The organism is Streptomyces flavofungini, assembly GCF_041028215.1.
Classification (GTDB): Bacteria; Actinomycetota; Actinomycetes; order Streptomycetales; family Streptomycetaceae; genus Streptomyces; species Streptomyces flavofungini_B.
The window spans coordinates 1-19,388 of the sequence record NZ_JASKYR010000049.1 but is presented as its reverse complement, the minus strand read 5'-3'; the positions used below and the strand labels follow the sequence as shown (position 1 = coordinate 19,388).

The 19,388-nt window shown below is 71.3% G+C and carries 16 protein-coding genes; all 16 read right to left on the bottom strand.

From position 1 onward, the window contains the following. Window positions 1-29: 29 nt before the first annotated feature. The 16 genes from AB8Z36_RS06040 to AB8Z36_RS05965 all read right to left on the bottom strand — a co-directional run bounded on the left by AB8Z36_RS06040 (window position 30) and on the right by AB8Z36_RS05965 (window position 19,241). Window positions 30-1,415 carry an aspartate aminotransferase family protein gene (locus AB8Z36_RS06040; RefSeq protein ID WP_369212127.1) on the bottom strand — a complete coding sequence of 462 codons (1,386 nt, stop codon included), beginning with the start codon at window positions 1,413-1,415 and terminating at the stop codon, window positions 30-32. Continuing rightward, window positions 1,412-3,394, bottom strand: a complete 1,983-nt coding sequence (gene dxs, locus AB8Z36_RS06035; RefSeq protein WP_369212126.1) for a 1-deoxy-D-xylulose-5-phosphate synthase — start codon at window positions 3,392-3,394, stop codon at window positions 1,412-1,414. Before dxs ends, AB8Z36_RS06040 begins: the two co-directional genes overlap by 4 nt. A gap of 116 nt (window positions 3,395-3,510) precedes the next feature. Further along, complete coding sequence (gene hpnH / locus AB8Z36_RS06030) at window positions 3,511-4,533, bottom strand: adenosyl-hopene transferase HpnH (protein WP_369212125.1); 1,023 nt, start codon at window positions 4,531-4,533, stop codon at window positions 3,511-3,513. Between the two features lie 5 nt (window positions 4,534-4,538). Next, window positions 4,539-5,192: a phosphorylase family protein gene (locus AB8Z36_RS06025; RefSeq protein ID WP_369212124.1), complete on the bottom strand. Its 654-nt coding sequence runs from the start codon at window positions 5,190-5,192 to the stop codon at window positions 4,539-4,541. Further along, a complete protein-coding gene (shc, locus tag AB8Z36_RS06020; protein WP_369212123.1) occupies window positions 5,192-7,204 on the bottom strand; it encodes a squalene--hopene cyclase in 2,013 nt (670 codons plus the stop codon). The genes AB8Z36_RS06025 and shc overlap by 1 nt, the downstream gene beginning before the upstream one ends. 104 nt (window positions 7,205-7,308) lie before the next feature. Next, window positions 7,309-8,439: a polyprenyl synthetase family protein gene (locus AB8Z36_RS06015; protein WP_369212122.1), complete on the bottom strand. Its 1,131-nt coding sequence runs from the start codon at window positions 8,437-8,439 to the stop codon at window positions 7,309-7,311. Continuing rightward, complete coding sequence (gene hpnE / locus AB8Z36_RS06010; protein WP_440581861.1) at window positions 8,436-9,857, bottom strand: hydroxysqualene dehydroxylase HpnE; 1,422 nt, start codon at window positions 9,855-9,857, stop codon at window positions 8,436-8,438. The genes AB8Z36_RS06015 and hpnE overlap by 4 nt, the downstream gene beginning before the upstream one ends. A 109-nt stretch (window positions 9,858-9,966) precedes the next feature. Continuing rightward, window positions 9,967-10,917 (bottom strand): presqualene diphosphate synthase HpnD, encoded by a 951-nt coding sequence (gene hpnD, locus AB8Z36_RS06005; RefSeq protein ID WP_369212121.1) that lies wholly within the window; start codon window positions 10,915-10,917, stop codon window positions 9,967-9,969. Continuing rightward, the gene (gene hpnC, locus AB8Z36_RS06000; RefSeq protein WP_369212120.1) at window positions 10,914-11,813 is read right to left on the bottom strand and encodes a squalene synthase HpnC; all 900 of its coding nucleotides are present in this window, start codon (window positions 11,811-11,813) and stop codon (window positions 10,914-10,916) included. Before hpnC ends, hpnD begins: the two co-directional genes overlap by 4 nt. 349 nt (window positions 11,814-12,162) lie before the next feature. Then, complete coding sequence (locus AB8Z36_RS05995; protein WP_369212119.1) at window positions 12,163-12,960, bottom strand: ABC transporter ATP-binding protein; 798 nt, start codon at window positions 12,958-12,960, stop codon at window positions 12,163-12,165. Then, a complete protein-coding gene (locus AB8Z36_RS05990) occupies window positions 12,953-13,891 on the bottom strand; it encodes an ABC transporter permease (RefSeq protein WP_369212118.1) in 939 nt (312 codons plus the stop codon). Before AB8Z36_RS05990 ends, AB8Z36_RS05995 begins: the two co-directional genes overlap by 8 nt. 96 nt (window positions 13,892-13,987) lie before the next feature. Further along, window positions 13,988-14,833 (bottom strand): glycosyltransferase family 2 protein, encoded by an 846-nt coding sequence (locus AB8Z36_RS05985; protein WP_369212129.1) that lies wholly within the window; start codon window positions 14,831-14,833, stop codon window positions 13,988-13,990. 53 nt (window positions 14,834-14,886) lie between these two features. Beyond that, entirely contained in the window at window positions 14,887-15,666 is a 780-nt protein-coding gene (locus AB8Z36_RS05980) for a CDP-alcohol phosphatidyltransferase family protein (RefSeq protein WP_369212117.1), read from the bottom strand. After that, window positions 15,644-16,711 carry an iron-containing alcohol dehydrogenase family protein gene (locus AB8Z36_RS05975; protein WP_369212116.1) on the bottom strand — a complete coding sequence of 356 codons (1,068 nt, stop codon included), beginning with the start codon at window positions 16,709-16,711 and terminating at the stop codon, window positions 15,644-15,646. The genes AB8Z36_RS05980 and AB8Z36_RS05975 overlap by 23 nt, the downstream gene beginning before the upstream one ends. Then, a complete protein-coding gene (locus tag AB8Z36_RS05970; RefSeq protein ID WP_369212115.1) occupies window positions 16,699-17,436 on the bottom strand; it encodes a sugar phosphate nucleotidyltransferase in 738 nt (245 codons plus the stop codon). The genes AB8Z36_RS05975 and AB8Z36_RS05970 overlap by 13 nt, the downstream gene beginning before the upstream one ends. Next, window positions 17,433-19,241, bottom strand: a complete 1,809-nt coding sequence (locus AB8Z36_RS05965; protein WP_369212128.1) for a DUF5941 domain-containing protein — start codon at window positions 19,239-19,241, stop codon at window positions 17,433-17,435. Before AB8Z36_RS05965 ends, AB8Z36_RS05970 begins: the two co-directional genes overlap by 4 nt. Between the last annotated feature and the right edge of the window lie 147 nt (window positions 19,242-19,388).

The following is a 19,388-nucleotide window of genomic DNA, read 5'->3' as shown; positions in this document are numbered from 1 at the left end:
CGCGTCTACCGGTTGGCGACCGCCCGCGCCTACCGGTTGGCGACCGCCTGCTTCACCAGTGTCCTGCCGAAGTCCCACATCAGCCCGCCCCCGCTGTGCGCCTCGTCCATCACGGCGGTGAACGCCCCGACGAAGCGGTCGACCTCCTTCTCCCCGATGGTCAGCGGCGGGATCAGCTTGATGACCTCCAGATGGTCGCCGGAGACCTGGGTGAGGATGCGGTGCTTCTGGAGCAGCGGCACCACCACCATCTGCGCGAAGAGGCCCTTGCGGGCGGCCTGGAGCATCGTCCAGCGTCCGCGCAGCTTCAGCGACCTGGGGCGCCCGAACTCGATGCCGGTCATGAGGCCGCGGCCGCGCACCTCGTGCAGCAGTTCGTAGCGGTCGACGAGGGCGGCGAGGCGGGACCTCAGGAGTTCGCCCGTCACGCGCGCGTTGCGCACGACGTCCTCGTCCTCCATGACGGCGAGGACCGCGAGCCCGGCGGCCATGGCCTGCGCGTTGGCGCCGAAGCTTGCGGAGTGCACGAGCACCCGGTCCATGGACGAGTAGACCTTCTTGAAGATCCAGTCCTTGCCGAGGGTGGCGCCGACCGGCACATAGCCGCCCGACAGCGCCTTGGCGACGCAGACCAGGTCGGGCTCGACGCCCTCCTCGTGCTGGTAGGCGTAGAACGCGCCGGTCCTGCCGAGGCCGGTCTGCACCTCGTCGGCGATGAGCAGCGCCTTGTGGCGGTGCAGCAGCTCCTGGGCGGCGCGCAGATAGCCGGGCGGGGCCTCAAGGACGCCCTTGCCCTGGATCGGCTCGACGATCAGGGCGGCGACGTCGCCCTTCCGCAGCTCCTTGGCCAGCGTGTCGAGGTCGCCGAGCGGGACGGCCGTGTCGGGCAGCAGCGGCGCGAAGCCGTCCCGGAAGCCGTCCTCGCCGTTGACGGAGAGCGATCCCGTGGTCAGGCCGTGGAAGGCGTGGGAGCAGTACAGCACCCTGGGCCTGCCCGTGGCGTAGCGGGCGAACTTCAGGGCGGTCTCGACGGCCTCGGTGCCGCTGTTGCCGAAGAAGACGCGGTCCAGGTGGGGGCTGTGGGTGAGGAGACGCTCGGCGAGCAGACCGGGCAGCGGCTGGCAGTCGAAGCGGGTGAGGTCGGCGAGCGAGGCGTCGAGGACGTCGTGCAGCGCCTTGCGGACGACGGGGTGGTGCCTGCCGAGGCCCATCACCCCGAACCCGGCCAGCATGTCGAGGTAGTCGTTGCCCTCGGCGTCCCAGAAGTACGCGCCCTCGGCCCGTTCGTAGACCTTGTCGAAGCCGATGGTGTGCAGCATGCGCGGAAGCTGGTGGTTGAGGTGCCGGGCGTGCAGTTCGTAGCGCTCGGCGCCCCGCTCGGCGAGGAGGCTGCCGAGGTCGAACTCCTTGGTCATGCGCTGTGCTCCTTGCCTGAACCCTGTGTGTGGACCACGGCACGCGTCGCCCCTCGACCGGCCGCCTCGGCCCCCGTGGCCGTCTCCGCCCTGGCCGCCAGCGTGGCGCTGATCCGTCCGGCGATCTCGACCGGCGTGAGGCCGAGATCGGCAAGGACCTCGCCCCGCTTGGCGTGCGCGAGGAACTGCTCGGGGATGCCGAAGCGCCGTACGGGTACGTCCACCTCGGCATCGCCGAGCGCGAGCGCGACCGCCGCGCCGACACCCGCCGAGCGGCTGTTGTCCTCCACGACGGCCACGACGCGGTGGCGGGCGGCGAGCGGCGGCAGCTCCGGGTCGACCGGCTTGACCCAGCGCGGATCGACCACGGTGCAGCGCAGGCCGCGCTCGCGCAGCAGCCCGGCGGCCCGGAGGCAGACCGGCGCCATCACACCGACGGCGACGAACAGCACATCGGGAGCGTCGTCGGCGCCCTCGGCCTCCCCGGCGTCCCTGAGCAGCACGTCCAGGCCGCCGATCCGGTCCACGGCGGGGATCGCGGGGCCCACGGACTCCTTGGGGAAGCGGACGAGGGTGGGCGCGTCGTCCACCGCGACGGCCTCCCGGAGCTGGGCGCGCAGCTGGTCGGCGTCGCGCGGCGCGGCGATCCTGAGGCCGGGCACGACCTGGAGGATCGACAGGTCCCACATGCCGTTGTGCGAGGCCCCGTCGACACCGGTGACCCCGGCGCGGTCCAGGACGAACGTGACGCCGCAGCGGTGCAGCGCGACATCCATCAGGAGCTGGTCGAAGGCGCGGTTGAGGAAGGTCGCGTAGACCGCGACGACCGGGTGGAGGCCGCCCGTGGCGAGCCCGGCGGCCGAGACCGCCGCGTGCTGTTCGGCGATGCCCACGTCCCAGACCCGGTCGGGGTAGGCCGCGGCGAACTTGGCGAGGCCCACGGGGCCCAGCATCGCGGCGGTGATGGCGACGACGTCCTTGCGCTCGGCGCCGATGCGGACGATCTCGTCGCCGAACACCGAGGTCCAGGAAGGGCCGTTGGAGGGGGCGAGCGGCTCGCAGGTGAGCGGGTCCATCACGCCGACGGTATGGAAGCGGTCGGCCTCGTCGGCGAGGGCGGGCTCATAGCCCCGCCCCTTCTCGGTGAGGCAGTGGATGAGCACGGGGCCGTGGAAGCGTTTCGCCCGGCGCAGCGCGGACTCCACGGCGGCCGTGTCGTGGCCGTCGATGGGCCCCACGTACTTCAGCCCGAGGTCCTCGAACATGCCCTGCGGCGCGAAGGCGTCCTTGAAGCCCTTCTTGGCGCCGTGCAGGGACTCGTACAGCGTCCGTCCGATCACGGGGGTGCGCTGGATGATGTCCTTGCCCCAGGCCAGGACCTGTTCGTAGCTGTCGGTGGTGCGCAGCGTCGCGAGGTGGTCAGCGAGGCCGCCGATGGTGGGGGCGTAGGAGCGTTCGTTGTCGTTGACGACGATGATCAGCGGCCGGTTCTTCGCCGCCGCGATGTTGTTCAGCGCCTCCCAGGCCATGCCGCCGGTGAGCGCGCCGTCCCCGATGACGGCGACCACGTGGCCGCGCTCGCCGAGGACCTGGCGCGCCTTGGCGAGGCCGTCCGCCCAGCCGAGCGCGGTCGAGGCGTGGCTGTTCTCGACGATGTCGTGCTCGGACTCCTCGCGCGAGGGGTAGCCGGAGAGGCCGCCCTTGCCGCGCAGCTTGGAGAAGTCCTTTCGCCCGGTGAGGAGTTTGTGCACATAGCTCTGGTGGCCGGTGTCCCACACGATGCGGTCGACGGGCGACTCGAAGACCCGGTGCAGGGCGATCGAGAGCTCGACCACCCCGAGGTTGGGTCCGAGGTGGCCGCCGGTCCGCGCGACGGCGTGCACCAGGAACTCCCGTACCTCCTCGGCCAGTTCCCTGAGCTCGGCCCCGGTCAGCGCCTTGAGATCGCGCGGCCCCCGAATGGTGTCGAGAATCGTCATGCTCGGGCCCCCTCTCTGCCAGTTCTCAGATCAACGTCTCCACGCTCTGCGGCTCGGGTACGGTCCTACGAGGTGTCCGCGGACCACCGCGGACACCTCGTCACGACGTCACGACGTCACCCGCGGTTTCCGGAGACCGTCTCGCGGGCGGCGCGGATGGACTCCTTCAGGGAGCCCATCGTGGCGAGGACGGCGGTCGGTTCGTAGCCGCAGTGCGCCATGCAGTTGGCGCAGCGCGGGTCCTTGCCGCGGCCGTACTTCTCCCAGTCGGTCTCCTCGATGAGTTCGCGGTACGTGGGGACGTAACCGTCGCTCATCAGGTAGCAGGGGCGCTGCCAGCCGAAGAGGGAGTAGTTGGGAATCGCCCACGCCGTGCACGGGAAGTCCGCCTTGCCTTCGAGGAAGTCAAGGAAGAGCGGCGAGTGGTTCAGCCGCCAGCGCCTGCGGTTGCCGCCCGCGAAGGCCTTCTTGAACAGCTCCCGGGTCTGCTCGACGCCCAGGAAGTGCTCCTGGTCGGGGGCCTTCTCGTAGGCGTAGGCGGGCGACAGCATCATCTCGTCGACCTGGAGGTCGTCGTTGAGGAAGTTGAGGACCTCGATGATGGTCTGCGGGGTGTCGGTGTTGAAGAAGGTGGAGTTGGTGGTGACGCGGAAGCCCCGGCGCTTGGCCTCCTTGATGGCCTCCACCGCCTCGTCGAACACGCCCTCCTTGGCGACCGACTCGTCGTGCCGCTCGCGCATGCCGTCGATGTGCACGGCGAACGCGAAATACGGCGAGGGCTTGAATGTGTCCATCTTCTTGCGGAGGAGCATGGCGTTGGTGCAGAGGAAGACGTACTTCTTCTTCGCCACCAGCTGACGCACGATCTCGTCGATCTGCGGATGCATCAGCGGCTCGCCGCCCGCGATGGACACCATCGGCGCACCCGATTCAAGGACGGCGCCCACCGCCTGGGCCACCGGCATGCGCTGCTTGAGCACCCCGGCCGGGTGCTGGATCTTGCCGCAGCCCTCGCACTTGAGATTGCAGGCGAAGAGCGGCTCCAATTCGACGATCAGCGGGAATTTGTCGCGCTTACGGAGCTTCTGTTCAAAAAGATAGGTAGCGACCTTGACGGACTGGCGCAGCGGCATGGCCATCTGGCTCACCTCCGGGGGAGCAAAGAAGAACGGTGCCATTCGAGGAAAGCGGGAAGCACGGCACGGAGAACGCGGAAAGCCGATATTCCACCGCGCACCGTGCCGATACGGACGAGTTCGTGCTGTGGGGCGTCCACGACCACCCGGACGGCGGCAACGGGCCGCTGTCCGGCGCGCACGGCGCGGCGCAGTGTCGCCGCGGACTCCATGTCCACGGCGACGGCCCCGGCGGCTAGCAGCTCACCGCGTTCGGCGCCGCGGACGACGTGGCCGGAGCCGATGAGCGGTCCGGTGTGCACGGTCCGCCCCGGCAGGGCCCGGCCCAGCTCCCTGACCAGGAGGCCGGTGCCCGTGCACGGCGTGGCGCCGTACGTGTCCCTGGTCTCGTCGGCGACGACGAGGTCACCGGGGTGCATGCCGGGCGCGAGGCCCGCGCAGAAGCCGGTGGCCACCACCGCCGCGTCGCGCAGGGGCCCCTCGGCGAGGGCGCCCGCCACGGCGCGTTCGGCGTTGGCCGGTCCCATGCCGGTGCGCAGCACGGTCAGGGCACCCGGGGCGCCGCCGCGGTCGCCGGTGCGCAGGGCGAGCCGCTCGATGCCGAGCGCGCAGGCGACCAGCAGCGGTGCGGTGCCGGTCCCGCGGGCCGGGGCCCCCGCCATCAGCTCCCCTTGCCGGCGTGTCCGGAGCCGGCCGGGAACGGTTCTCCGTTGACGTACCGGCCGAGGGCGGTGAGCGGGAACACCTGGCGGTAGAGGTGGTAGTTGATGGAGAAGTCCCAGGGGAAGCCGGTGCCGGTGAAGTACGGCTCGTCCCAGGAACCGTCGGGGAGCTGGGTCTCGGCCAGCCAGGCGATGCCGCGCCGCACGGACGCCGTCTCGTGCTCGCCCGCCGAGAGCAGCGTGAGCAGCGCCCAGGCGGTCTGGGACGCGGTCGACGTGCCGTGTCCCACCCAGCCGCGGTCGCGGTAGGAGCGCAGGTCCTCGCCCCAGCCGCCGTCGTCGTTCTGCACCGACTCCACCCAGCGCACGGCCCGCCGGATCGCCGCGTGCGAGGCGGGCAGACCGGCGGTGACAAGGGCGGGCACCACCGAGCCGGTGCCGTAGAGGTAGTTGACGCCCCAGCGGCCGAACCAGGCGCCGTTCTCCTCCTGTTCGGCCAGGAGCCACTCGATGCCGCGCCGGGTGCGCGGGTCGTGGGACCTGCCCTCGACGGCGAGCATCTCCACCACATGTCCGGTGACGTCGGCGGAGGGCGGGTCGATGACCTCGCCGAAGTCGCAGAAGGGCAGGCGGTTGGGGAAGGGGCTGGTGTTGTCGGCGTCGAAGGCGGCCCAGGCGCCGTTCCTCGACTGCATGCCGAGGGTCCAGCGCGCCGCGCGCTCGATGGCGTTCTCCACCCTGGCCTTGTCGGGGTGGGCCACCCGGCGCAGCGCGAGGGCCACCTCCGCGGTGTCGTCGATGTCGGGGTAGTTGTCGTTGTGGAACTCGAACGCCCAGCCGCCGGGGGCGAGGTGGGGCTTGCGCACCGCCCAGTCGCCGGGGCGCGTGATCTCCTCGCCCAGCATCCACTCCGCCGCCCTGATGAGCTGCGGGTGATCGGCGGGGAGACCGGCGTCGGCGAGCGCGATGGTGGCGAGGCAGGTGTCCCACACGGGTGACTGGCAGGCCTCGATCATCCGGGCGCCGTCCTCGCGCCACACCGCGAACCGGTCGAGCGAGGCGAGCCCGGCCTTGAGGACGGGGTGTTCCAGGTCGTAGCCGAGCAGGTGCAGTGCGATGATCGAGTACACGGCGGGCGGCTGGATACCGCCCCAGCAGCCGTCGTTCTCCTGGCGCTCGATGATCCAGCGGGCGGCGCTGTTCATCGCCGCCCGGCGCAGCCTGCGCGGGGCGACCTTGTGGTAGACGTGCAGCGCCTTGTCGATCCGTTCGAAGACGCCGTCCCAGCTCGCCGCGGGCGCGAGGGGCTTGGCGGGGCGCGGGACGCGCGCGTCGACGTGCAGTTCGTCCAGGGCGAAGGGTGCCGGGCGCACCGGCCGCTTGGCGGAGACGACGGTGAGCGGCACTATGGTCTGCCGCGCCCAGCAGCCGAAGTCGTAGATGTTGAGCGGGACCCACTTGGGGAAGTAGATGATCTCCGGCGGGAGTTCGGGCAGGTCGTCCCAGCTCCACCAGCCGAAGAGGGCGAGCCAGATGCGGGTGAAGACCCGGCTCTCCGCGATGCCGCCCCGGCCCCTGATCCACTCGGCGGCCCTCGCCATGTGCGGGTCGTCCGGCCGGTCGCCGGCCAGGCGCAGCGCGACGTACGCCTCGATGGTGGTGGAGAGTTCGCCGGGGCCGCCGAAGAACGTGGCCCAGGTGCCGTCATCGCGCTGCTCGCCGCGGATGAAGAGCGCGGCGGCGTGTGTGGTGTGCTCGTCCCTGATGCCGAGGAACTGCCGCAGGAGGAGGTCCTCGGCGTCCATGGTCACATTGGTCTCGAGGTCGCCCTTCCACCAGCCCTCGGCGTCCTGCCGGGAGAGCAGGAAGCCGGTGGAGCGCCGGATGGCCCGGGTGGCGGCGTCTTTCGTACCCTCCGTCGGTGGCGTCGCGGCATGGGTATCGGTGGTCTGGCTGGCCGAGGCTGCGCGGGGCGTGGCCGCTCCGGTGCTTCCGTCGGTCGTCGCTGTCATGGCTTCCCCTTCGTGCAGTGCGGTAGGTACCTCTGCTGTGGGTCCGCCGTCGGCCGACGCGGTGCGCCGGCCGGCGACTGCGAGTCATATGCGGCCGATAGTGATCATCTCTTTCGTACGACGACGAAGTCGGCGAGTGCGACGAGCTGCGCCCGCACCCGGTCCGGCATCTCAACGGTGTCCAGCGCCTCGATGGCCACGCTGTGCTGGCGGCGGGCCTCCTCGGCGGTCCAGCGGCGGCCGCCCGCCTCTTCGATCAGGGCGGCACGCGCGGCGAACTCCTCCTCGGAGAAGCTGTCGAAGTCACTGCTCTTGGCGTCGGCGGCGAGCAGCTCGCCGAGCTGCTCGGAGGCGGGTCCGCCCGCGGCGAGCGCGGCCACCACCGGCAGCGACTTCTTGCGCTGGCGCAGGTCGCTCCAGGTCTGCTTGCCGGTGGACTCCGGGTCGCCCCAGATGCCGAGCAGGTCGTCCACGGCCTGGAAGGCGAGGCCCAGGTGGTAGCCGTACTTCTCCAGGACGTCGGCGGTGCGGTCGTCGGCGCCGCCGAGGACGGCACCGATGGAGACGGCGCAGGCGAGCAGGGCGCCGGTCTTGTTGCCCTCCATCTCCAGGCACTCCTCGACGGTGACCCGCTCGCGGTGCTCGTAGGAGATGTCCTGCGCCTGACCGTCGATCAGCGCGCGGGTGGCGGTGGTCAGGCGGCGCGTGGCGCGGCCCGCCTCGACGGTGCCGATCTCCAGGAGGATCTCGTTGGCGAGCGCGAAGAGGGCGTCGCCGACGAGGATGGCCTGGGCGGGGCCGTGCACCTTCCACACCGTGTCGCGGTGGCGGCGCTGCTCGTCGCCGTCCATCAGGTCGTCGTGCAGGAGCGAGAAGTTGTGCACGAGTTCCACGGCGACCGCGCCGGGCACGCCGACCTCGGGGGCGGCGCCCGCCGCCTCGGCCGAGAGCAGGGCGAGCGCGGGGCGCACGGCCTTGCCGCCGTCGCCGTCGGACGGGTTGCCCGCGGCGTCGATCCAGCCGAAGTGGTAGGCGGCCACGGTGTCCATGGGGGGAGCGAGGCGGTCCACAGCGGCCCGCAGCACCGGGGTGGCCAGGGTCCTTCCGCGCTCCAGCAGTGAGGTCACGTCCACCGTGTCGGCAGCCGATTCGGCCGAGGGCACAGTCGGCACAGTTTCTCCTCTGATTCCGGTGCTTGGTCCCTGGGATTCTGACCCCAGGAGGTCGAGCTTCACGCCGCCGCCTCCTCGAATGCGAAGAGATGGTCACGGGGGCGGTCGAGTGCGGAGAGGGCGGCCTCGGCCGCGCCGATGCCGCTGCGCACGGCGCTCTCCATGGTCGCGGGCCAGCCGGTGGCGGTCCACGCGCCCGCGAGGTACAGGCCGCGGGCCCTGGTGCGCGCGCCGGGCCTGAGCCTGCCGACGCCCGGCGTCGGCGCGAAGGTGGCGGTGCGCTCACGGGTGACGAAGAAGTCCCGCACCTCGGCGCCGTGCGCGGCGGGCAGCAGCCGCTCAAGCTCGGGCAGATAGCGCTCGCGCAGGGCGGCGACGGGCACGTCGATCTCGTCCTGGGCCGCGGACTGGGAGAGCGCGAGGTACTGCCCCTCCTGGAGTCCGGAGGCCTCGGTGCGGTCGAAGACCCACTGGACAGGGGTGCCGAGGGCGGCGAAGAACGGCCGCTTGAGGACCTTCCTGTCGTACACGACGTGCACGTTGAGGATCGGCGCGTCGTCGATGTCCAGGAGCCTGTCGGGCTGGTCGAGGGCGCCGTCGGGGAGCAGGTCGTGTGCCTCGCGCTGCGGTACGGCGAGGACGACGGTGTCGGCGTCGACGCTCTCGCCGGGCACGTCCACCCGCCAGCCGCCGTCGTCCGTACGGGAGAGGGCGGTGACGCGTGTCCTGACCTCGGTGCGGACCCCGGCGGCGTCGAGCGCGCGGCGGGCCAGTCCGTCGTGCAGGTCGCCGAGCGGCACCCGGGACCAGCCGATGTCGGCGGCCCCGGGATCGGAGAGCAGCCCGGTCTTGAACACCATGGCGGCGAGCCCGAGCGAGGCGTCACCGGCGACGGCGTTGAGCGTGGCGACGCCCACGAGGTCCCAGAGGGCCTCGACGGCGCGCGGCGACTGGCCGTGCCGGGCCAGCCAGCTGCCGAAGTCCTGGGTGTCGAGCAACGGGTCGGCCGGGTCCAGGGCCTTGAGGGCGAGCGCGGCACGCCCGACCTGGGCGCGCTCGGCGAGCGAGAGATGGGGGTAGGTGGCGAGGCTCGCCGCCAGGTGCAGCGGCACGGGCAGTGCGGCGCGGCGCAGCCGTCCCAGCCGGTTGCGGTCGGCGTCGAGGACGGGGACGTCGAGACGTTCCTGCAGGGGCGCGAGGTGGGCGCCGCCGACCCGGTCGAGGAACCAGCGGTAGGCGGTGCAGCAGCGCAGATAGACGTGCTGGCCGTTGTCGACGGTCAGGTCGCCGCGGCGGAAGGAGAAGGCGAGGCCGCCGAGGCGCGGCCGTCCTTCGAGGAGCGTCACGCGCAGTCCGGCGTCGGCGAGGGAGAGTGCGGCGGTGATCCCCGCGAGCCCGCCGCCGATCACTACGGCCGCCCCGCCGGGGCGGCCACCGGTGTCCGCGGGCGGCTCTTCGGGCCGCTTGTCGTCGCTGTTCACGCACCCTCTCCTTCGACCGTCGCAGTCTGGGACGCCACCGTCGGGCGGAGGGTTGCCCGCCGCTTCGCGGGAGCCGCCGCGGCCGCTCCGCACGCACTCCGGACGCGTCTCACGCGCGCCTCCTGAGCGTCTGCCGTGACACGTGGCGGGTGTCGAGGCCGGAGAGCCCGCGCACGGCGACGTACGCCTTCTCGCGGCCCGGCAGGGAGACGCGGCCGCGCAGGACCGCCTCCGGTTCGCGTTCGATGCGGTCGAGCAGGCGGCGGTAGATGCCGGCCATGGCCGCGACGCAGGCGCCGCTGCGCCGGTCGAGCATGGGCAGCAGGCGGTAGCCCTCGGCGAACAGGGCGCGGGCCCGGCGGACCTCGAAGTGGACGAGTCCGGCGAAGTCGGAGCCCGCGGGCGGCTCGGAGCCCGCGAACCCGGCGGAGCAGCCGAACTTGGCGAGGTCCTCGGCGGGCAGGTAGGTCCGCCCGTCCCCGGCGTCCTCGCGCACGTCGCGCAGGATGTTGGTGAGCTGGAGCGCGAGGCCGAGCGTGTCCGCGTACTCGGACGCGCGCTCGGCGTGCAGCGCTCCCCGCTCGGTGCCGAACACGCCGAGCGAGAGCCGTCCGATGGCCCCGGCCACACAGCGGCAGTAGACCTTCAGGTCCTCCCACGTCTCGTACGTCTCGCCGCGCACGTCCATCAGGACGCCGTCGATGAGTTCGTCGAGGCCGCCCATCGGGATGGGGAAGTGCGCGGCGGCGTGGGCGAGGGCGACCGCGACCGGGTCGGTGTCGTCCTCGTCGACCGCGCCCTTGCCGATGCGGGCGAGCAGCGCGCGGGTCTCGTCGAGCCGGTCCGCCTTGACGCCGGGCGGCAGGTCGCCGTCGCCGATGTCGTCGACGCGCCGCGAGAGGGCGTAGAGCGCGGACATCGCGCGCCGCTTCGGCGGCGGCAGGAGCCTGATGCCGTAGGCGAAGTTGCGTGCCTGCTGTCCGGTGACGGTCTCGCAGTAGCTGTACGCGGCGAGTACCGGCGCGGACAGCTGTGGTTCTGTTTCCACGGCCCGGCTCACCCCTCTCCTCGCAGAACCGCCCCGGCCTCGCGCAGCAGGCGGGGCTTGGTGGGCTTGGGTGGTCCGGGCAGTACGTCGTATCCCGCGGCGACGATCGCCCCGACCGCCGCCCTCCCCCCGGCGACGAATCCGGCGAGCAGCAGTTTCAGCCTGCCGTGGACGCTACCCACCAGGGGGGTGCCTTCATTCAGGAGGCCGCGGGCGCGTTCTGTTTCGTATGCGACCAGCGCGCGCACCGATGCGCCTGCGGTGGGCGCGGCCAGGTCCGGCTCGCTGACGTGGAAGCGCTTCATGTCCTCGATGGGCAGGTAGATGCGGTCGCGCCGGAGGTCCTCGGCGACGTCCTGGATGTGCTCGACGATCTGGAGGCCGGTGCAGACCGCGTCGGAGCGGCGGACCCGCTCGGGGGTCTCCGTGCCGGTGATGGCGAGGACGAGGCGGCCGATGGGGTTGGCCGAGAGGGCGCAGTACGCCCTGAGGTCGTCGTAGGTCTCGTACCGCCCGATCTGCTGGTCCTGGCGGTTGGCCGCGATCAGGTCGAGGAAGGGGGCGAGTGTCAGGGTCCCGCGTCCGGCGGGGGCGGCGAGCGAGCGCACCAGCGGGTGGCCCGCGCCCCCGCCGCCGAAGACCGCGCGCAGGTCGGCCTCGACCGCGTCGAGCATCCGCGAGGGGTCCGCGGCACCGGCGGGGTCCACACCGAGGTACCCGGCGTGACCGGCCCCGGGGTCCAGGTCGCCGTCGCCGATGTCGTCGATGAGCCGCACGACGCCGTAGACCGCCATGAGGTCGTCGCGCCAGGCGCGGGGCAGGAAGAAGGGGGCCACCGGGAAGTTCTCGTCCGCGGCCTTGTCGAGGACGGCGGAAGCATCGCGGAGCCGGAGATCATCCGTAGCCATTGCCGTCACATCTCCCGTTCTACACTGCCGACCCAATACATCCTATTTCGGACACGCCGCCCAGCCCTGCCCGAGGCCGGCCGTGCTCCGGGGGTGAGGCGCCGCGCCATATCGCCCCACTTGCCGCGAATCAGCACCGGTACAGCTTACGTTGTACAACCCATCCCGCATCGTCGGGGGTGTTCGGCACATCACAACAACACACCGATTGGCGTCAACCTTCCCTCTTTCACGGGGAGTTGAGCGGCGGGTGTGGCTCCAGGGGCGCGTGAACACGACAGGGCCCCGCCGGATGCGTCCCGGCGGGGCCCTGTCGTCGAACGGGTGACTTCCCGGTGGCGCAAATGGGCTACTTGCCCGTGAACTTCTCGTACTCCTTGATGACCTCGTCGGTCGGTCCGTCCATGCGCAGCTCGCCGCGTTCCAGCCAGAGCACGCGGTCGCAGGTGTCACGGATGGACTTGTTGTTGTGGCTGACGAGGAAGACCGTGCCGGCCTCCTTGCGGAGCTCGCGGATGCGGGCCTCGGAGCGCTTCTGGAACTTGCGGTCACCCGTGGCGAGCGCCTCGTCGATCATCAGGACGTCGTGGTCCTTGGCCGCCGCGATGGAGAAGCGCAGGCGCGCCGCCATGCCGGAGGAGTAGGTGCGCATCGGCAAGGTGATGAAGTCGCCCTTCTCGTTGATCCCGGAGAAGTCGACGATGTCCTGGTAGCGCTCCTTGATCTGCTCCCGGGACATGCCCATGGCCAGGCCGCCGAGGATGACGTTGCGCTCGCCGGTCAGATCGTTCATCAGGGCCGCGTTCACCCCGAGCAGCGAGGGCTGGCCGTCGGTGTAGACCTTGCCCTTCTCGGCGGGGAGCAGTCCGGCGATGGCACGCAGCAGCGTGGACTTGCCCGAGCCGTTGGAGCCAATCAGGCCGATGGCCTCGCCGCGGTAGGCGGTGAAGCTGACGCCGCGCACGGCGTGCACCTTGCGGACGCCGCGCTCCTCGCCGCGCCGGAGCATGCGGCTCAGGGCGGAGGTGGCGCTGCCCTTGCCCGTCTTCGCGCCGTTGACGCGGTAGACGATGTGCAGCTCGTCGGCGATGACGGTGGGGATGTGCCCCTTCTCGGTGATCTTCTCGTCCGTCTTTTCGTCAGCCACGGCCGTAGCGCTCCTCAGCCTTCCAGAAGTACACGAAGCCGACCACGCCGAGCACGACGGCCCAGCCCAGGGCGAAGGCCCACACGTGCGGCGGCAGGTAGGAGGAGTCGTACTTGTCGATCATGGCGAAGCGGATCAGGTCCATGTAGATGGAGGCCGGGTTCCACTGGAGCACGTCGCCCACCCAGCCGGGCACGCCCTCCTTGGTCGCGAGCATCGCGGGGATGCTGAACATGACGCCCGAGGCGTACATCCACGTCCGCATCACGAACGGCATGAGCTGGGCCAGGTCGGGCGTCTTGCTGCCCATCCGGGCGAAGATCAGCGCCAGCCCCATGTTGAAGACGAACTGGAGCAGCAGCGCGGGCAGCACAAGGAGCCACGACAGGGCCGGGAAGATCCCGAACGCGCACATGATCACGACAAGCACGATCATGGAGAACAGGAGCTGCTGGAGCTGCTGGAGCGCGAAGGAGATCGGCAGCGAGGCCCGCGGGAAGTGCAGGGCCCTGACAAGCCCGAGGTTGCCGGAGATCGCCCGCACGCCCGCCATGACCGAGCTCTGCGTGAACGTGAAGACGAAGACGCCGGTCACCAGGAAGGGCACGTAGATCTCGTGCGGGATGCCCTCCCTCGCGCCGAGCAGCAGGCCGAAGATGAAGAAGTAGACCGCCGCGTTCAGCAGCGGCGTCGCCACCTGCCAGAGCTGGCCGAGCTTGGCCTGGCTGTACTGGGCGGTCAGCTTCGCCTGGGAGAAGGCGAGGATGAAGTGGCGGCGTCCCCAGAGCTGGCGGACGTACTCGAAAAGTCCGGGCCGGGCGCCGCTGACGGTCAGACCGTACTTGGCGGCGAGCTCGGCGCGGGAGAGCCCGTCATCGGGCGACGGGGGCGCGCTCACCGCGACTCCGCCGTCATGCGTTGTCTCACTCACGAGTGGAAACTTTCGTCTTCGAAAAGCGCAGCCGGTCGGGCGTAGGCATGGGCCAGGGACCGGGGTATGGCCCAGATGGTCTCAGACCCGAGCTTGTCAGATGACGGGAGGGCGGCCCAGTCGGGTCAGCCGCCACACCGTACGCCACTTCATGGGCCTGCGCGGGCCGCAGGGCGTGGTCCAGCCCTCCTTGAAACCGCCGAACCAGGCCTTCAGGGCCGGACCCGAGGGGCGCCGGGCGAGGGTGAGGAGCAGCCAGACACCGAGGTAGACCGGGACGAGCGGTGCCGGAAGGTTTCGCCGGGCCAGCCAGACCCGGTTGCGGGCCACCATGCGGTGGTAGACCGCGTGCCGCGAGGGTGCCGTCGTCGGGTGCAGGAGCACCATGTCGGAGCGGTAGTCGATCATCCAGCCCGCGTTCAGCGCGCGCCAGGCCAGATCGGTCTCCTCATGGGCGTAGAAGAACTCGCCCGGAAGCGGACCCACCTCCGCGATGACCTTGGTGCGCACCGCGTTGGCGCCGCCGAGGAAGGTGGTCACGCGCGAGGACCGCATCGGGTCCGAGGCCCGCAGCCGCGGCACGTGGCGCCGCTGGGTCTCCCCCGTGTCGGGGTCGGCGATGCGGAAGCTGATGATGCCGAGATCCGGGTCGGCCGCGAAGGCCTCGCGGCAGAGCCGGGCGGTGTCCATGGTGGCCAGGAGGCCGTCGTCGTCCAGGAAGAGCAGGATGTCGACGTCGGTGCCGCCCGGGCCGAAGGCCTCGATGCCGACGTTGCGGCCGCCGGGGATGCCGAGGTTCTCCGGCAGCTCCACGGTGCGCACGCCCTCGGGGACGTCCGGCACCGGGGCGCCGTTGCCGACCACGACCACCTCGACCGGGTCGCCTTCCTGCCTGGCGACCGAGTCGAGGAGGGCGCGCAGCTCCTGCGGCCGGTTGCCCATCGTGATGATGACGGCGCCGACCTTCAGCTTCTGTGCGGCAGTGCTCGCGGTGCTCACTTCAACCTGCTCGATACGAGGATGGACACGAGGTGGAGCAGGGTCTGGAGCATCGCGATGCCCGCGAGGACCGCCACACCGAGGCGCGAGAAGAACAGGTCGCCCCGGGCCTGGTCCACGATCGCGAGGACCAGGATAAGCAGCGACGCCTCGACGCCGAGGATGAGCCGGTGGAACTTCAGCGCGGCGGCGGCCCTGCGGGCCAGCGCCATGCCGGAGGAGCGCGGCTCGGCCGCCGACTCCTTGACCGGCTCCTTGCCCGTCTGGTGCCGTGCGACGCCGACCAGGTCGGTCTCTGCCTTGATCAGGATCGCGCCGAGCGCGGCCAGGGTGCCGAGGAAGGCCCACAGCCAGTCGATGCGTCCCGAGCCCCAGAGGTCGGCGGCCCGCAGACCGAAGCCGACCAGGACCGCGGCGTCGCACAGATAGGCGGCGACCCGGTCCAGGTAGACCCCGGCCATCGAGTACTGCTTCTTCCAGCGGGCGATCTCGCCGTCCACGCAGTCGAGCAGCAGGTACAGCTGGACCGCGAGCACGCCGAGCACGGCGCCCGTGATGCCCGGCACCAGCAGGGCGGGGGCGGCGAGGGCGCCGGCGACGGTCATCACGTAGGTCAGCTGGTTGGGCGTGACCCGCGTGTTCACCAGGTGCCGGTCGATGCGCAGGGAGACCTCGCGCATGTAGAGCCGGCCGGCCCAGTGTTCGCCGCTCCGCCGGTCCTTCACCCCCGGGGGGTGGACGACCGGGCGGAGCTCAGCTACCGATGGCTTTTGCATAGTCGGCGTATGCGTCCCTGATCTGGTCGGTGGACAGGTCGAGGTGTTCCAGGATGGTGTAGCGGCCCGGACGGGTCTGCGGAGCGAACTCCACGACCTTCACGAACTCGTCCACGGTGAAGCCGATCTCCTCCGGCAGTACGGGCAGACCGTGCCTGCGCAGCACCTGCGCCATGAACGCCGACTCCTCGCGGGCACCGCGCAGGTGCATCGCGAACGCCGCGCCCAGGCCGCACTGCTCGCCGTGGCTCGCGGCGCGCTTGGGGAAGAGCAGGTCGAAGGCGTGGTTGATCTCGTGGCAGGCGCCGGACGCCGGGCGGGAGTCGCCCGAGACGGACATGGCGATGCCGGTGAGGACCAGTCCTTCGGCCAGGACCTGGAGGAAGCCGTCGTCGCCGACGCCGCCGGGGTGGCGGAGCACGGCCTCGCCCGCCTGACGGGCCATGGCGGCCGCGAGACCGTCGATGTCCTCGCCGCGCTCGCGGGCGGCGAGCTCCCAGTCCCGGATCGCGGAGATGTTGGACAGCGCGTCACCGATGCCGGAGCGGACGAAACGGACGGGCGCCTCACGGATCACATCGAGGTCGATGACGACCGCGATGGGGTTCGGCACACCGTACGAGCCGCGGCCCGCGTCGTTGTCGAGCGTGGCCACCGGTGAGCAGAGGCCGTCGTGCGACAGGTTCGTGGCGACGGCGACCAGCGGCAGACCCACGCGCGCCGCGGCGAACTTGGCGCAGTCGATGATCTTGCCGCCGCCGAGGCCCACGATCGCGTCGTAGCGTCCCGACTTCTTGATGTCATCGGCGAGACGGATGGCGTCGTCGAGCGTGCCGCCACCGACCTCGAACCACTCCGCGCCGCCCAGCGAGGGCATCAGCCGCTCGCGGAGCACCGCACCCGAGCCGCCGCTGATGGCGATGGCCAGCTTGCCGGTCGACGAGCAGATCCGCTGGTCGGCGAGGACACCGGCCAGGTCGTCGAGCGCCCCCGGCCGGATGTCGACGACGACCGGCGAGGGGATGAGCCTCGTCAGTACTGGCACGCGATCTCCCGGCCCTTGGCGAGGTCGTCGTGGTTGTCGATCTCGACCCACTTGACGTCGCCGATCGGGGCCACGTCCACCTTGAAGCCGCGGTTGACGAGCTCCTGGTAGCCGTCCTCGTAGTAGAGGTCGGGGTCGCGCTCGAAGGTGGTCTTCAGGGCGTCGGCGAGCTCGTCGGCGGCGGAGCCCTCGATGAGGGTGACGCCGATGTACTCGCCGGTGGCCTCGGCGGGGTCCATCAGCTTGGTGATGCGCTGCACGCCCTTGGCGTCGTCGACGATGACCTTCATCTCCTCGTCGGCGAGCTGCTTCACCGTGTCGAGGGCGAGGATGATCCGCTGGCCGTTGCCGCGCGCGGCGAGCAGCGTCTTCTCCACGGAGACCGGGTGCACGGTGTCGCCGTTGGCGAGGATCACGTCGTGCTTGATGGCGTCACGCCCGCACCACAGGGAGTAGGCGTTGTTCCACTCCTCGGCCTTGTCGTTGTCGATCAGCGTGAGCTTGAGGTTGTACTTCGCCTCCAGCGCCGCCTTGCGCTCGTAGACGGCCTCCTTCTTGTAGCCGACGATGATCGCGACCTCGGTGAGACCGATCTCGGCGAAGTTGCCGAGCGTCAGGTCGAGGATCGTGGTCTCCCCGTCGACGGGCACCAGAGCCTTGGGCAGCGTGTCCGTGTAGGGACGAAGACGCCGTCCGGCGCCTGCGGCAAGGACGAGGCCGATCATGCGGGTTCTCCTTCATCGTGTACGGCGGGTGCGCCGCGCTTGTGAGCGGTCACCCAGAAGCGGATGCTCTCGACGAGCACCACGAGTGCCACGGCCACAGCGAGTGCCGTGAGCGCGACGGTGAAATCTGTGGCGGGCAGCAGGGCCGCGGCCAGCGCGACCACGAGGGTGCGCGCTTCCTGGCCGCCGATCGCCCGCACCAGCCAAAGCGGGGGTGCGCCGGTGCCGCCCTTGATGCGGTACACCGTGTCGTAGTGATGGTAGGCGACCGCGGCCACCAGCCCGAAAGCCGCGGGCAGCGCTCCGTTCACGTCGGCTTTGGCCGCGAGCGCGAGGATCGTGCCGTACTCGGCGGCCCGGAAGAACGGCGGCACCAGCCAGTCGAGGGGGCCCTTGAGGGGCCGGGCCAGGGCGAACCCGGAGAGTGCGACGTGGACCACGGCGCCGACGACGACCCAGGGGCTGCCGAAGGAGGTGAGGGCGGCCACCGCGACGACCGCGGCACCGCCGAGGAAGGCAATGACGGGCGCGGGCAGCGGCCAGCCGCTCCGGACGGCGGCGAACGCCTGGCCGAGCGGTCCGCTGTCGGCCAGGTCGGCGAGGGCTCCCGCGGCACGGTCGGTGCGGGTGGCTTTGCGGGTCACCGAGCGCAGGACGCGGCCGGCGGTGGTGTAGCAGGCGGCGAGCGCGCAGCCGATCAGCAGGACGACCAGGGTGACGCGCGGGGTGGTGACGGCGGTGAGCACGGCGATCATCGCCCAGCGCTCGCCGATCGGCAGCACGATCATCCGGCGCAGCCAGACCGTCCAGCCGACGCTGTCGAGCCTGTCCGAAAGGGCTGCCGTGGGGCTGGTGTTGGCGCTGGCGGCCGTGCTGTCGGAGTTCGCCTCGTTGAAGGAGAAGTCCACGACGTGCCGGGCGGTCTGGAGCACCATCGCGCCGAGCGCGAGCGCCCACACGTCGTCCCCGCCCCCGGCCGCGCCGAGCGCGAGCCCCGCGTAGTACGCGTACTCCTTGGCGCGGTCGAAGGTCGCGTCGAGCCAGGCGCCGAGCGTGGAGTACTGAAGGGAGTAGCGGGCGAGCTGCCCGTCCGTGCAGTCCAGGACGAAGGAGAGGAGCAGCAGCACCCCGGCCGCGACGAACCCGCCGCGCGTGCCGGTCGCCGCGCAGCCCGCCGCGATCAGGGCGGTGAGCAGTGAGGCGGTGGTGACCTGGTTCGGGGTGAGGTTCCGGCGCGCGCACCAGCGGGCGAGGTAGCGCGAGTACGGGGAGATGCAGTACGTGGTGAAGAAGCCGTCGCGGGCCTTGACGGCACCGCGCAGGCGTACGGCCTCGTCGTCGACGGCCGCGACGGCCTGCCGCGCCTCGTTGCGGGTCTGCGGGTCGCTGGGCACGGTGGCGACGAGGGTGCCGAGGTCGGGGCGGTGCACGTCGACGTCGGCGGACTCCATGGCGGCGGCGATATCGTCGGGCAGCACGTCGAGGGTGGCCACGCCGGAGTGGGCCCCGGCCCGGGCACGCAGGGCGCGGGCCAGGTCCTGGCGGGCCTCGGGCTTGGCGGTGACGGCGCCGGGCACCGCCGACGCGGCGAAGCGCGGGTCGGTCAGGGCGAGGCGCAGGGCGTGGACGTGACCGACGAAGCGGGTGTCGACGACGGCGACCCGTTGACCGCCCGGCACGGCGGCGAGCAGCGTCTCGGCGTCCGCCCCGTCGGAGGCGACCCGCACATCGAAGCCCAGGGACCGCAGATCACCTTCGAGCGGCGACCCGGGTACCGGTTGACCGGTGAGGATGGCGGTCGACAGACGAACTCACTCCTTGATTCCCGGCACGGCTCGCGCCGGGCACGTGCGTAAGGGGGCGCCCCTGGCCACGCGGCCGGGCGGCACGTCGGCAGAGGCTATCGGATGCCGGGAAGCGGGCGTTCACCACCCGTTCACGCCCCGTAGGGG